The sequence below is a fragment of the Paenibacillus sp. BR1-192 genome, assembly GCF_029542445.1.
GTDB classification, from domain to species: domain Bacteria; phylum Bacillota; class Bacilli; order Paenibacillales; family Paenibacillaceae; genus Paenibacillus_AQ; species Paenibacillus_AQ lautus_A.
The window spans coordinates 3,179,447-3,195,256 of the sequence record NZ_CP120718.1; the positions used below are offsets into that span (position 1 = coordinate 3,179,447).

Genomic DNA, 15,810 nt, shown 5'->3' on the forward strand with positions numbered 1-15,810 from the left:
AGTTCACGTCCATCCTAGAACTAAAATGTGAAGGTGGGCGTTAACATGATTAATTTGGAATCGCGACTGGAGAATATGGAGGATCGTTTCGTAAACATCGATACTTATCTATGCAAACACGATTTTACGTTAGCCAGCAATTGGGATTACAAGCATGGCTATTTGGATAGGAGATTGGATCAGGAGCGGATGGTGTGGCTTCGCATTCCCTTTCACGTAACCAAGGGCAGCTTGGATGGCGAATGCGGCGGATGCCATGCAACGATCAAGCTTGGCCGACCATTTGTCTTCAGGCATATATATAATAAGGGGACCGATAAGCATGCGAGACCACGTTTATTGGGAGCTCTCTTCGATCAATTCCAGTCGCCGATCGACCCTGACGCCTCGGTGGACGATATGTGGGTTGAACAAGCGAGAAAAGTCTTGGACGAGGTGGAGACGGGGTATTTGCATTAACATTAAGATATCCTAAGGGATTCGGGACGCTTGGTCTCTTTTGGCACATCTGCAATATAATGAAGCAAGGGCTCTGATGCATGCTGCATGCGAAGGGCTCTTTTTTTTGTTCAGTGCAAGAATATACAAAAATTAAAGATCATCCTTTGAAAACCTTAGAACTTTTTTGGAGAAGGCTCAAATGATAAAGCATCCTGATATAGTAAGATTGATTGAATATGCGGTCCTCATTGATTAATAAATAGACGAAGAAGGTGATATCACCCATGAATAAAAGAGCTTTGTTTAATGATGGATGGACGTTTGCAAAAAGCGGTTTGGACGTTGAAGATCCGGAGAATCTACAATTTCAGCCTGTTGATCTTCCTCATGATTGGCTCATACATAACACGGAGGATTTATACGAGAACAGCATTGGCTGGTACCGGAAGGAATGGTTGCGGAATAATGACGGCGGTCAGGTCTTCCTCTGTTTTGACGGTGTGTACATGGATTCTTCCGTCTATGTCAATGGTCGTCCTATGGGCGAATGGAAGTATGGCTATTCTTCATTTGAACACGAGATCACGGATGCGCTCCGGGACGGTGAGAATGTCATCGTCGTAAAGGTTGTGCATCAAAGCCCGAACAGCCGATGGTACTCCGGGGCAGGCATTTATCGGAATGTATGGTTAAAGACAAGGGAATCCAACCACATCGTCACGGACGGCGTTTATATAGCGACTAAGCATCAGGAAGATGGATGGCTGGTTGAAGTCGAGACGGAAATGAAGGTCGTGGATGATGTGCTGATCAAGCATGTGATTTTGAAGGATGGGCAGATCATCGCCGAGGCTTCTGACCGGGTCGACGCCAATCACACGTGCAGCAGTGCAGGCAGCATCATAAATACGCAAACATTAGCTGTCAAGGATCCGCTGCTCTGGAGTCCGGAAGAACCTAACTTGTATCAATTGGTGACCGAAATGAAGCTGAGCGGAACCAAGCGTTCCGCAGTTTCGCAGTATGCAATCTTGGAAGCCGTCACTCATAGCGTGGGATTCCGACACATTCGGCTGGATCCTCATCAAGGGTTCCTGCTGAACGGCAGCAAATTCAAATTGAACGGCGTATGCGAGCATCATGATCTCGGCGCTTTGGGAGCAGCCTTTAACAAAACCGCATTGGCGAGAAGGTTTAAGATTCTGAAGGAAATGGGGGTTAACGCGATTCGCACCGCCCATAATATGCCGGCTAAGGAACTGATGGAGCTGGCGGATGAAATGGGGCTGCTGATTGTATCGGAAGCCTTCGATATGTGGGAGCGGCCGAAGACGCCTTATGATTATGCCAGGTTTTTTCGGGAATGGGTTCAGCGTGACGTGAAGAGCTGGGTCAAACGGGACCGCAACCATCCGAGCCTTATCATGTGGAGCATCGGGAATGAGATATATGATACCCATGCCGATGAGAAGGGGCAGGACATCACAAGAATGCTGATGGATAAGGTTTATACATACGATCCCAAGCAAAATGCAAAGGTTACCATCGGATCGAATTATATGCCTTGGGAGAACGCACAGCAATGTGCCGATATTGTCAAGGTAGCAGGATATAACTATGCCGAGAAATATTACGAGAACCATCACCGGGAACATCCGGATTGGATCATATATGGCAGTGAGACCGCGTCCGTCGTACAAAGCAGAGGCATCTACCATTTCCCGTTCGAAAAATCCATCCTGGCCGATGATGACGAGCAGTGTTCTTCCCTCGGCAACAGCTCGACTAGCTGGGGAGCGAAATCGGCGGAGGCATGCATCCTGGCTGAACGGGATACGCCCTTCTCGCTAGGTCAATTCATATGGACCGGGTTCGATTATATTGGAGAGCCTACCCCGTACCATACTAAAAACTCCTATTTCGGACAGATTGATACGGCAACCTTCAAGAAGGACTCCTATTATATCTATCAAGCCGCCTGGACGGATTACAAAACGAAGCCCATGGTGCATCTGCTGCCCTATTGGGATTTCAACGACGGTCAGATGATAGATGTTCGCATTTGCTCCAATGCGCCAAAAGTAGAATTACGACTTAATGGGGAAACCGTGGGTACGCATGACATTGACCATGCACGAGGAAGAGAACTGGTTGGGTGGTGGAAGATTCCTTACGTCAAAGGCGAATTGAAAGCGATCGCTTATGACGAAACAGGCCGTATCGTAGCCACGGATGCAAAACGATCGTTTGGCGATGCCAAGCGGATCGTCCTGCGTCCGGATAAAGAAGAGCTGAGGGCCGATGGAACAGATCTCATCTTCGTAGAGATCACCATGGAAGATGAGGATGGGCACTCCGTCGAGAATGCCAATAACCGGGTGGAGGTCCATGTCACGGGGGCGGGACGGCTGCTGGGTCTCGATAATGGGGACAGCACGGATTACGATCCGTACAAAGGAATAAGCAGAAGATTGTTCAGCGGCAAGCTGATGGCGATCATCGGTTCGACGTTGGAGCCCGGCGGAATCGGGATCGAGGTGTCCTCCACAGGCATGGAGCGTCAATCCCTTCATTTGACTTCCATACCCGTACAGGATGATGTGACGCAAGGAATATCCGCAAGCATGAGGAATGAGGAGGGACCATGCCTGACAGGAAACAGGGACGAGATTCCGCTTCGTAAGATTGAGCTGATCAGCGAAAAGGGTCAGGTCTTTGATCCGGCGAATCGACAAATGACAGTTCGGGCCATATTGCATCCACTGGCAGCTTCTTATCAGGAAGTCGAATGGGCCGTCGTAAACGATGCCGGCATCGAATCCAATATTGCGAGCGTCGAGGCCAATGGCCATGCTGCCATCGTAACAGCCCTTGGCGACGGGGAATTTCGATTAAGATGTACGAGCCGGAACGGGACAGGTAAAACCCGGCTCATCTCCCAGCTTGAATTTAAGGTCGACGGTTTGGGTGCAGCATACAAGGATCCATACTCTTTCATATCTGCAGGATTATATGATTACAGTCAAGGTGAAGTCGGGAACGGAAACGAAAGAGGCGTAGCCACGAGCAGAGACGGCGAGACGCAGGTCGGGTTCCGGGACATCGATTTTGGCCCCCATGGCTCGGATACGATTACGATTCCGATATTCGCTCTTTCAAGCGAAGCGTACGCTTTGCAAATCTGGGAGGGCATGCCTGGCGAAGAGGGCAGCTCCCTGCTTGCTGATTGCATTTATCAGAAGGAGTCCAAATGGAACGTGTATCAGGAAGAAACCTACCGATTGTCCAAGAAGCTGCGCGGAATTACGTCGATTTGCTTTGTCCTTCGCCAGAAGGTGCACATTAAAGGGTTTTATTTTCAACCGGGGAATCGAGCCTTTGAGCCCAACTTTGCCGCCGATTGCGACCGGATTTACGGGGATACCTTTACGGTGTTGGACAACAGGTTTGTTCAAGGGATAGGAAATAACGTCTCCCTCGAGTTTGACGAGATGGATTTCTTAGCCGACGGTGCATCGAAACTGGTGGTGTACGGCAGATCCGCCTTAGATAAAAATACGATTCATATTCGGTTTGCGCATCCGGATGGCGAAAGCAACCGGCTGGTCGAATTTAGGCAAGCCTACGAATATGAAGAGCAGGTATTCGATCTGGAGCCCGTGGCCGGCAAACAGAAGGTGACGTTCATCTTCCTGCCGGGAAGCCAATTTGATTTTGGCTGGTTCCGATTTGTGTGAACAGATTCATAATTTGCGAGATAGACCAAGCTGCCGATCAACTCGGCAGCTTGGTTTCATTATGAAGGATGTAAGGGTTTCCGAACAGGCGCGTAGGAATTTAATTAACCCTGCGGTATAATTTGAAATGATATCATATTTTGGATTGAAGGGACCGTGATAGACATGAAGCAAACCCATAAACCGAGGAGCAAAAGATGGATCAGGCCATTCATTTGGATATTGTCCATCTTGGCCATCATAATTATCGCAGGTCTTGCCATACTGGATTCACTTACTTACGAGCCGCTGGATGAAGCGAAAGCGGTATTTCAAACCGACGTGAAGGTTGCGGTTGAACGTCTCCAAGACGGCTATCGCTTCGAGCCCGTGGATGGGCAAGTGATTCAGCCCGACATTATTTTTTATCCGGGCGGATTGGTGGAGCCCGAAAGTTACGCGCCTTTTGCCAAGAGAATGGCTGAGAAAGGGCATCGCGTGTATGTTGCCTCCATGCCGCTGAATCTTGCCATATTCGGACAGAACAAAGCAGATTCCTTCATAGCGGAGCATCCAGACAACCGATATGTTATCGGTGGGCATTCCCTAGGCGGCGTTTTTGCCGCGAGATATGCCAAGGAACATGCGGATGTCATTGACGGCGTATATTTCATGGCCTCATACGCTGACGATGGAGGCAGTCTGAACGGATTAAACCTGTCCGCGCTTCAGATCACCGGTACGCAGGACGGCGTTCTTGATCGAACGAAATGGGAGGCTGCCCAAAAGAATCTGCCGGACGCTACCACCTATGTAGAGATTGAGGGCGGAAATCACGGGCAATTCGGAGCTTACGGTATGCAAAAAGGAGACCATGAACCCGCCATCACCGATGCCGAGCAGCTGGACGAAGTGTCGGAAGCCATGGGGCGTTGGCTTCAGTCTATGGATGATTCCCTGTAACTGTAACTGAAATGTAACCCGATTGAAACTTCTGCGTATAAAGGTTATAAACATGGATGCATGTTTAACATTTAAAGAAGTTGAGGGATTCCATCATATGAATGTGGCATATACAGATTACGCCGATACGGGATATCGGCAGGCTGAGCAGAAGGCTGCTCAGTATTTTGCATCGCTCCATGTACAGGTAAAGGATAAGAGTTATGTGCCTATACTGACAGAAGACATTCTCATATGGAAAAGAAAGCATGTTCAACGTCAATCATGGCTGTCCTCTATTTTGCCGTCGAAGAAAAAGCCGGATAACCGGGATTATCATAGATACATCGGATGGCTCAACTATACAGGCGAATTGGATGATTATTTGGATCGAAGCATCTCCTATATTTATATGAGGGACCTGGGCATGGCGCTGGATTCCACTGATACGAAAGAGAGAATACGACGCGTTGTTGCGAATACCCGAAAACTTCTGGTTCGCTCAAACGGAGCAAAAGAGGGAGACACGCCGGATTTTATGAGTCTGGCGGGATTATACCGTTGGGCGCAGAAGGAAGGCATTGAAACAGCCGTGATTTGGGTCATCAACAAACTGAAGCATGTAGCCTCCCATATCCCGGACAAGATGGATGCAGAGCAAGCCCAGCGCAAATTAATCAAAATTATCGTTGGGGTTGTCATGCATGTTATGGAAGATTTGAATGGAGAAACATCGCCAGCGGAACGCTCATCGCGTCTTGACGATGCGATCCGGCTGGGGTATTCCTACGGGTTAACCTATCCTTTCATAGACGACCTGCTCGATTCAGGGGTCTTGAACGCCCAGGAGAAGGAACAGTACTCCCACATGATACGGCAGGCCCTGCTTACCGGGAAAGTACCAGAACTTGGCCAGTGGAGCGGTAAAAACATGGAGCTCGTTCATTTCGTGCATCAGGAACTCCGGGATGCATTCGAGTATATTCAAGGGCGGCAGCGCCCGGAAACGCAGCAAACTTTTTTTCGAGCAGTCCAACGTGTTTTTTCATTCCCAGCATATTGACCGTATCAAGGACCTTGCGAATCCCGATTATACCAATGAAGAATTATATCTGCCGATCATCCTGAAATCCTCTTCCTCGCGATTAATTGTCCGTTCCGTAATAAGCGCAACGGCGGATGAAGGCTTCGAGGACCGAACGTTCTATTACGGGATCTACAACCAGTTGGCCGATGATTTTGCCGATATGTTTCAAGACTTGAATGACGGGGCGGTAACACCTTACACTTACTATCTACAATATCGCGGCCAACGCCAGGACCTCATCAATCCTTTTGAATTATACTGGGCGGTGATTTCCCACCTGATTCATAACGTGTACCATTCGGACGCCAAGACGCGAGAGGTGATGATCGACCGGGCCATCAATGGACTGAAGCGCTGCAAAGAACGCCTCGGCACCGAGAAATACAATGAAATTATGGATATTTTCGCTTCCGGGAACCCGGAATTCAATCGTCTTATCCAGCACATGGTTTCCAAAGCCGATCAGGTGGATTTCCTTGATAAATTGCTGCGTGACCAGATGGTAACCGTACTTAGAAACGAGCGGAAAGAGAAGGATTATTTTATCGATACGTTTAAATCCGTTCGAGATGAGATTAACCAACATTTGCAAATCGACAAGACTCCCGGAATACCGCCGATGAAAGAGTCGCTGATCGATGCGGCCAATTATTCGCTCGAAGGGGATGGCAAGCGCCTGAGACCCATTCTGACTTGGGTAATGGCCGTGAAGGAATATGGACTGCAGGCATCAGCCATCGTGCCCCTGCTGAGATCGCTTGAATACATGCACACCGCATCCTTGATATTCGATGATTTGCCTTCCCAGGATAACGCCTCTACTCGTAGAGGGCGGCCGACCTTGCATCAGGTTCACGATAGCGCCACGGCGGAAATTACCGGTTTGTTCCTAATACAGAAAGCGATCGAAGAGCAATCCTCCCTGGAAGGGTTTGACCCGAAAACGGTGTTGAAGCTGATACGGTATTCGTCCCAGCGAGCGGGAGATATGTGTTCCGGCCAGGCGATGGATTTGAATTCAAAAGGAAAGGCCTTGTCCTTGGAGCAGTTGAATACGGTTTGTTACTACAAAACGGGGATCGCGTTCGAGGCATCGCTGGTTATGCCCGCCATTCTGGCTCAGGTGAAGGAGACAGAAATCGCAATCCTGAAGAAATTTGCTTACCACGCAGGCATTGCTTTTCAGATTCAGGATGATTTGCTGGATGTGCAGGGGAACGTGGAGCAGCTTGGGCAAACCCGGGGGACAGGATGCGGAGAACAACACCTCGACCTTCGTGAGCATTCTGGGGCAGGAAGGGGCCAGCCGGGAAATGTGGGATCATTATTGCCAGGCGATGGAGGCGCTGCAGGAAATGCCGCGCAATACGGCGTTTCTCAAGCATCTATTGAACTATATGGTTAATCGTGAACGTTAAGATGGTCCCGTAACGCGTAGATTGTCGGTAGTCTAAACGAAGGCAAGCGATTGCTCCGGCTGGAGTCGTCAATCGTTCTACTCCCACGGCAGCTGCATATATTTTCTGAGAATAAAGCTGCCAGAGGAGGCAAGGCCAATGAGTGATCCATTGTATGAGCACCGGTTTTGGCTGCAGATTCTTGGGGACCATTGCCGTTTTATTTTTACTGCGCTGTCGCCTAAGGAAAAGGCGGACATCGCTACCGCAGAATCCTTAATGACCAGATTTGATAGGCTTCTCAGTGAATCTCGGCGACCGGATGCATCTACATTCATCGCTAAACTGAACGAAGAAGCCCTTCGTGCTTCGCAAGAATTGCGCGAATTCAAGCTGAATTTATTAGAACGGCAGCTTGCAGGCACCATAGATTTTCTCCTGACCCCGTCCTTTATCAACCACATGGTAAATGAATTGGAGGAATACCTGCGAATTTTGCAGGCCTTGCAAGAGGGGAAGGGAGTGCCGCTGTTCCATCCTTTGCATTATGATATGGTCTGGCTGCAGGATGCCTTTGGTCATGCGGCAAGTCTGGCCGCCGATCTGGATTTTGCCGAGAAGCCGTTGATTGCCAAAAGCATGGCGTTCCAGAAAGATTTTGAAGGGTTTTATCTGAAGGCTGTTGAAATGACAGGGTACCTGCGGACCCGCCTGAAGGATTTTCCCGCCCTGCGCAAATTTCATGCCGATGTAAACCTGGAAATGAGAGTGTTCATGCACTTTCTGTCGGAACTCGAGGAGCTTGAGCTGCGCGGGGAAGTGCTGGACCGGATCAACCCGCTGATGCCGGATCATATGTATCGGGAAGAATGCTACTATCTGTCCAAGCTGGCTGCTCTGGGCGAAGTACAGAGCCCGAACTGCGATCCGACGAAGCCGAGAGTCACAGGTTGATGGATGAAGGATGGGCTCTTTCTCGAGTTAAAAAAGGCAATCTTCACTTTCTTCTCATGGGGCTAAACATTCACTGGAAAAAGGGCCCCGTCGCACTTATGGCGATCTACGGGAGCAGCATCTCCAAGCAAGCCGACCAAGTTAACAATTTGAATGGAAAGCAGTTCTCTTGCTGTCAATGAAGAGGCTGCTTTTTTGATTTTGCCATGACGAGATCGAGTTTTTGATAAAAAAGTACAGTTCGCCTTCGCTGAAATTTGGTATGATGTCTTCATAGGAAGCTACAATCATAAGTGAGAGAAAGGACAAGAAATGCAGACCGGTGAAATCGTTCAACGCGCCATTGATTTTGTCGAAGATCATCTCACGGAACCGCTGGCACTCGAGGAAATTGCCGGCGTGGCAGCCATGTCATTGCCGAATCTCTACCGATTGTTTCACAGTATAACGGGACACCCCGTCAAGGAGTACATACGAAAACGCAGGATCAGCGAAGCCGCCAGCTGTTTGCGCAATACCGACCTGCCGACCATCGATATCGGGTACCGCTGTGGATTTGAGTCCTACCCGGCATTCATGAAATCCTTTAAAAGGTGCACAGGACTAACTCCAGGAGCATACCGGAAAGCTCGGCTGGTCTACAGTTTTGAACGGATGAACCTGAATGAACGGACAACATTCATGGGAGAGCGGGATGCTTCTGAACGCTTTCCTGAAGTAAGGGTTACCCGTTTGCTTCCCCGGAAAGGGATTGGTTGCCTGTTTGCTGCAGAGCATGAGAAAGGGATAGAAACCGCTGCGATCGAGCATTTCCGGACGCTTATGTCTTCTCACCATATCGATATCCATGAGCTGAGGATCTTCGGTTGGAACGTGGATCTGGAGGATGAAAGCAAGCAGTTCGGATATCAATTGCTCGCTATTGACGTGAAGGAGCGGGCCCGGATGATGAATCATCCGGAACTGCAAGCCATCGTTCTTGATGGCGGGCTGTATGCAGTGGTCCGAACGCCATCAGTGGCGGAAGACTGCATTCAGAACACATGGAACCGTTTGTTCTCCGAATGGCTGCCCCGCAGCGTGTTTGAGCAAGGAAAGCATCATTTCATGGAAGAATATGTACTGAACAAGAATCAAATCGTTCGCATGAAGCTTTACCTTCCCGTGGAACGAAGCAAGTTGATGGGAAAGATCGAAATTGTGGAGTTGTCCACGCTTAAGGCGGTAGCCTTTCGCAGAAAGGGGCCGGACTGCGTGGAACAAGCGGATGAAGCTTCGATTGCCTGGTTATCGCGTAACGGGTTTAGGGGCGACTCGCGTATTCGCGTATTCATGCGCTGTGACCACGCTCTGCTGAAGCAAAGCTCCGCCTACGAGATTTATATAGTTCCGCCGGAGGAGTTCCTTCCAACCCTTGAAGATAAGGACGTGCAGGTTGAGTTGGAAGGCGGTACCTATGCCTGCCTGGAATCAGGTGCTTATGGCGCGATGACAGGCGTACTTCATCGAATTTATCGATGGCTCGATGCTTCAAGCGAGTTTACGCCGGATCCAGAGCGCCTGTGGTATGCCAGTTACGAACTTGAGGGAGCGTCAGATGATGGAATGATCCAAGCGAAGTGTTATGTTCCGGTTAAAATCAAGCAGCAGACATAAGAATGGAGGGAGCTCATGAGCAGATGGCCTGTCGGAAAAGAGCTGCCGGAAGGGTATCGACCGTTTAAGGCACCACGCGTGCTAAAGATGATCCAGGGAGGAAAAACCATGAACGAATCCATACAGAATACGGACAACCATACACAGGCAAGCCCCATTAAGAACAAGGTGGGCAGCATATTCATTCCGGTACGGAATATCGAAGCGTCGCGCAGCTGGTACTGCCGCGTGCTGAGCATCCCAGAGGCCGATTGTCAGATTATGAACGGACATTTATGTCCTTTGCCCATGGTAGGTACGGGCGTGATTCTGGATACGATGCCGAAGTGGGGAGGAGATCAGCCCGAGGGAGCACCGTCTATCGATACTCCCGCCTTCATGCTGATGACAGAGGACCTGGAAGGTTCTTTGGAATATATGAAGAAGCTCGGCGTGGAACTCGTGACGGAAATCGAGCACAACCATTGGTTCGTCGTGAAGGATCCCGATGGGAATAAACTCATGATATGTCGTGAATAAGTCAGAATTTGTACGAGGAAATAGGGAAGTGACCGAAGCCGGCTCTAGCAGCCGGCTTTTTTGATATGGAGAGAAGCGTAAGGAATTTTATGAAAGAAATAAAATACGAATGTAAAATAATATAAATTTAGGTTGATAGTGGCATACTACAGGAATATAATGGAAATGTAAGCGCATTATTTACGGTGCTTTATAGGAGAACAACAAGTGAATCTTCCATCATAGATTGGTTTAAGGCAAGACAAGAGAACGAGAAAGAGAGGTGATACGAAGCTTCAGTCGACGGTCCGCACGATGCTGGCACACTAGGTATCCATGAAACCTGAATCCGATGAAAATAGGAGGGAACATGATGCTAAGAAAAGGAATATGTGTAGTTCTGCTGTTTAGTCTTCTGGTCGTTCTATTGCCTGTGAACAAAACCAATGCGGCGCCGAACTGGAATTTGGTATGGAGTGACGAGTTTAACGGGACCTCGCTCAACAGATCCAATTGGACGCCGGAAATCGGTACCGGCAGCGGCGGATGGGGAAACAATGAGCTGCAGTATTATACCGATCGCGCACAGAACCTGCAGGTCTCCGGCGGTAACCTTGTCATTACGGCGCAGAAGGAATCCTATGGCGGGATGAATTACACCTCTGCCCGCATCAAAACCCAGGATTTGAAGAGCTTTACTTACGGGAAAGTGGAGGCTCGAATCAAGCTGCCGTCGGGCCAAGGTTTGTGGCCGGCGTTTTGGATGCTCGGAAGCAACATCAGCACGGTCGGCTGGCCGAAGAGCGGAGAGATCGACATTATGGAACGGGTAAATCTGAATCCATACGTGAACGGTACCGTTCACTGGGATGCAGGAGGTCACGCCGAATTCGGTCGGGTATCCGGCAATCTGGATTTTTCCCAGTTCCATGTCTACAGCATTGAGTGGGATTCTAAATACATCCGCTGGTTTGTGGACGGTCAGCAGTTCAATGAATTTTATATTGAGAACGGAACGGGCAATACCGAGGAATTCCAGCGTCCGTTCTTCTTATTGCTGAACTTGGCGGTTGGCGGAAATTGGCCGGGTAGTCCGAACAATTCCACGCCGTTCCCATCGCAGATGCTGGTGGATTACGTACGCGTGTACCAAGACACGGGTGCATCGAATGTCATCAGCGACGGGATTTATACGATCGCTTCCAAGGCGAGCGGCAAAGTGATGGATGTCGTGGATGTGTCCACGGCCAGCGGCGCCAAAATCCAGCAGTGGACCAACTACGTCGCCAATAACCAAAGGTTCCGGGTGGAAAGCACGGGAGACGGATACTACAAACTCACGGCCGTGCACAGCGGCAAAGTTCTCGATGTGCCGAATTCGTCCACTTCCGCCGGCGTTCAGCTGCAGCAATGGAATGATAATGGTACGGATGCACAGCGATGGAGGATCATTGATGTTGGCGGCGGTTATTATAAACTTGTGTCCAAAGCGAGCGGGCTTGCAGTCGATGTAGCCAGTGCCTCCACCGCGGACGGGGCTGCCGTTCAGCAATGGACGGACAATGGCACGGATGCGCAGAAGTGGGCTTTCACCAAAATCAATTAAGCTTGGACAGGCAGTCCCGTTTGGGACCGCCTGTTTCATTTTGGGGAGGGTTGCCTTGGGGCTGCGCCGGCTGACGAGCTGAAGGCATGTCTGGTATAATGATGGGAAAAGTCCGGAGGAATCAGACACATGGAACCTGTCCTTTTTACAAACGGTCTTCTTTATTCACCGCACGCTGCAACGACTGCGGATTCGATATATGTAGAAGACGGCATCATTCGTGCCATGGGAAGTGCGGCCGAGCTGCGTCTGCAGTTATCGGGACGGGATTATCGAACGGTGGATTGGGAGGGGGCTTTCGTGCTGCCAGGCCTGGTGGATGCCCATATGCATCTCGGCATGCACGGACTCAAGCTGGGCATGCTGGACTTCACCGAGGCGGCTTCGAAAGACGAGATGCTGGCTATGCTGCGAGCTCGGGCTGCGGTAACGCCGCCTGGGGAGTGGATCATGGGGCTGAATTGGAACGAGAACCATTTTCCGGACCCGGTAATCCCGAATATGATGGAGCTTGACGACATCACTACGGAGCATCCTGTATATCTGACGAGAACCTGTTTCCATGCTTTCCTCGGTAATTCGGAAGCGTTTCGAAGAGCGGGGATCACTGCAGACACGCCCGATCCGGAGTCCGGCGCTTTCGGCCGGGATGCCGATGGCCGGTTGAACGGCTGCATTTACGAGAATGCTTCGGTGCCTTTTACCATGGTCCAGCCGGAGCCTGACCCGTCCAAGCTGAAAGCTGCGATGCTTCAGGCATGCCGTGATGCCCTTCGGCTCGGCCTGACGGCAGCGCATACGGAAGACCTCCGCCTGCTGGGCAGCGTGGAAGCGATGCTGCGGATCCATCGTGAACTGCGCGAGGAGGGACTGCGCTTCCGTACCCATCAGCTGATGTTCCATGGCTTTCTTGATGAAATGGAGGAGCTCGGCGTCAAGGCAGGCAGCGGGAACGAATGGAATCGCATCGGAGCGGTTAAATTGTTCGCGGACGGGGCGGTTGGAGGAAGAACGGCGCTGCTCAAGGAGCCTTACCATGATGCGCCGCATACCCGCGGACTGGCCATGCATTCGCCAGAGGAGCTAAGGGAGATTGTTGGCAGGGCGCGCAGGCTGGGTTATCCCGTTGCTTTTCATGCGATCGGTGACGGCGCGGCAGAGATGATGACGGATGTGCTTGAAATCCTTCCGCTTAGCAGAGCTGCGAAGCTTCCCGACCGCTTCATTCATGCCCAAATTGTACATCCCGATACCGTTAAGCGAATGAGCAAGCTGAAGCTGGCCGTGGACCTGCAGCCTCGGTTTGTGCCCAGCGATTTTCCATGGGTGCTGGAGCGCGTAGGTCCTGATCGGACAAGCTGTTTGTATGCATGGAAGAAGTGGCTGCGCACGGGGCTGCCTTGTTCCGGAGGCAGCGACGCTCCCATAGAGCCGCTGAATCCGCTGCTTGGGATTCATGCTGCCATTACCAGACGCAAGCCGGAGGAGCATCACGCAGGCTATTTGCCGGAGGAGAAGCTCAGCCTGACGGAAGCGATTGGGCTGTTTACGCTCGGCAGCGCTGGGGCAGCAGGAGAAGCAGATCAACGAGGAACACTGGAATTGGGCAAATATGCCGATTTCACGGTGGTGGATCGCTGCTTGCATGATGGGATGGATCCGGACGAGGTGCTGGAGACGAAGGTTAGAATGACGGTCATTAACGGGGAAATCGGTTATGCCGAGTAGGTGTCACGACAGGAACAGGTCTTAACCATCTTGATCATTCTCGTGAAAATTTTATAAATATGGTTTACCGACGAAATGGTTTTATATATAATAATCATAACAAATGCGATGACGAGACGAGTAAATAAACGAATTCTTGTACAGAGAGCTCCGGCAGCTGAAAAGGGGCGAAGCGTTCTTTATTGAAAAAAGACTCTGAGCAGCACAAGGAACTCTCAACGGAGGGGGATGGTGTGCCAGGAGCTCCTGTTACAGAGCTAGAGTATCTGCATTCCAGTGTAATGCCGTACTCGATGAGGCGAATATGGTGACATATTGGCAAATTTGGGGTGGTACCGCGAGTATAACAATCTCGTCCCTGAGACTTACGGTCTTGGGGGTGGGATTTTTTTGTTAAGTGATCAAAAAGGTTAGACATCAGTGGCTTGCCGTTCTTATATCGTAAGTAACCGTTCTGATATAAGCGGTCCGTCTTATGAGAAAGTAAACTTTTCTTATATCTAAAGAAATACGATGGTACAAGGCGGGAAACCTACACGGATCTTGCCGGATTGAATAATTATCTAGTAGTAGCTTATTTATTGCATGCTTTTGTCCGTACGGTACATCGATGTATGGGAACATGACGCCATTATTGAAAGGATATGAGTAGCGAATGTCACAAAAACTTAGAGTAGGTATAGTCGGTGGAACAGGAATGGTGGGTCAACGTTTTATGCAATTGCTGGATGGGCATCCATGGTTCGAAGTGACCACCATTGCAGCCAGCCGCAATTCGGCCGGCAAAACGTATGAAGAATCGGTACAGGGCCGCTGGAAGCTGGCTACGCCGATCCCCGAGCAGGTGAAAGGCATTGTCGTTCAGGATGCATCGCAGGTGGAACAGGTTGCCGCAGAGGTTGACTTCGTATTCTGCGCGGTCGACATGAAGAAGAACGAGATTCAGGCATTGGAAGAGGCCTATGCCAAAACGGGCACGCCCGTCATCTCCAACAACTCCGCCCATCGCTGGACGCCTGACGTTCCGATGGTCATTCCGGAAATCAATCCGGGTCATATCGACGTGATTGCCGCACAGCGCAAACGTCTGGGAACAACAACCGGGTTCATTGCGGTGAAGCCGAATTGTTCCATTCAAAGTTATGTGCCGGCGCTGCACGCTTTGCTTGATTTCAAACCTACGAATGTCGTTGCCTCCACTTACCAGGCAATATCCGGGGCCGGCAAGAACTTCACCGATTGGCCGGATATGCTGGACAACGTGATTCCGTATATCGGCGGCGAGGAAGAGAAGAGCGAGCAGGAGCCGCTTCGCATCTGGGGCAGCGTTGTGAACGGGGAGATCGTGAAAGCTGAATCCCCATTGATTACGACGCAATGCATACGCGTTCCCGTAACCGATGGCCATTTAGCTACCGTGTTTGCTTCGTTCGAGAACAAGCCGTCGAAGGAGGAAATCCTGGAACGCTGGCAGCAGTTTAAAGGCAGACCGCAAGAGTTGGAACTCCCTAGTGCGCCTAAGCAATTCATTACGTATTTCGAAGAAGAGAACCGGCCGCAGACGAAGCTGGATCGCGACATTGAGCGCGGAATGGGCGTTTCGGTTGGCAGATTGCGCGAGGATTCCCTCTACGATTATAAATTCGTGGGCCTCTCGCATAATACGCTGCGCGGTGCAGCCGGCGGAGCCGTTCTGATTGCGGAACTGTTGAAAGCGGAAGGTTACATTCAAGCGAAATAACGATACATCCTATATATGATAAAAGACGACTGCAGCAAGCAGTC

At 50.4% G+C, this 15,810-nt stretch carries 9 protein-coding genes and 1 pseudogene; all 10 read left to right on the top strand.

All coding sequences use genetic code 11. The features are described 5' to 3' along the window. Positions 1–45 precede the first annotated feature (45 nt). The 10 genes and pseudogenes from P0X86_RS14265 to asd all read left to right on the top strand — a co-directional run bounded on the left by P0X86_RS14265 (position 46) and on the right by asd (position 15,766). Positions 46–459: a YugN-like family protein gene (locus tag P0X86_RS14265; protein ID WP_009592953.1), complete on the top strand. Its 414-nt coding sequence runs from the start codon at positions 46–48 to the stop codon at positions 457–459. A gap of 266 nt (positions 460–725) precedes the next feature. Then, positions 726–4,178 carry a glycoside hydrolase family 2 TIM barrel-domain containing protein gene (locus P0X86_RS14270; RefSeq protein ID WP_277748754.1) on the top strand — a complete coding sequence of 1,151 codons (3,453 nt, stop codon included), beginning with the start codon at positions 726–728 and terminating at the stop codon, positions 4,176–4,178. Positions 4,179–4,343: 165 nt separating this feature from the next. Beyond that, positions 4,344–5,120: an alpha/beta hydrolase gene (locus P0X86_RS14275; protein WP_277748755.1), complete on the top strand. Its 777-nt coding sequence runs from the start codon at positions 4,344–4,346 to the stop codon at positions 5,118–5,120. Between the two features lie 97 nt (positions 5,121–5,217). Then, a pseudogene (locus tag P0X86_RS14280) lies at positions 5,218–7,604 on the top strand (polyprenyl synthetase family protein). 138 nt (positions 7,605–7,742) lie between these two features. Continuing rightward, entirely contained in the window at positions 7,743–8,537 is a 795-nt protein-coding gene (locus P0X86_RS14285; protein WP_192572155.1) for a DUF2935 domain-containing protein, read from the top strand. A 312-nt stretch (positions 8,538–8,849) separates the two neighbouring features. Further along, the gene (locus P0X86_RS14290; RefSeq protein ID WP_277748756.1) at positions 8,850–10,193 is read left to right on the top strand and encodes a helix-turn-helix domain-containing protein; all 1,344 of its coding nucleotides are present in this window, start codon (positions 8,850–8,852) and stop codon (positions 10,191–10,193) included. A gap of 15 nt (positions 10,194–10,208) precedes the next feature. After that, positions 10,209–10,712 (top strand): VOC family protein, encoded by a 504-nt coding sequence (locus tag P0X86_RS14295; RefSeq protein WP_277748757.1) that lies wholly within the window; start codon positions 10,209–10,211, stop codon positions 10,710–10,712. A gap of 349 nt (positions 10,713–11,061) precedes the next feature. Next, entirely contained in the window at positions 11,062–12,297 is a 1,236-nt protein-coding gene (locus tag P0X86_RS14300) for an RICIN domain-containing protein (protein ID WP_374705853.1), read from the top strand. Between the two features lie 129 nt (positions 12,298–12,426). Continuing rightward, positions 12,427–14,025: an amidohydrolase gene (locus P0X86_RS14305; protein ID WP_277748758.1), complete on the top strand. Its 1,599-nt coding sequence runs from the start codon at positions 12,427–12,429 to the stop codon at positions 14,023–14,025. A gap of 655 nt (positions 14,026–14,680) precedes the next feature. Then, entirely contained in the window at positions 14,681–15,766 is a 1,086-nt protein-coding gene (gene asd, locus P0X86_RS14310) for an aspartate-semialdehyde dehydrogenase (protein ID WP_192572152.1), read from the top strand. The last annotated feature ends 44 nt before the right edge of the window (positions 15,767–15,810 follow it).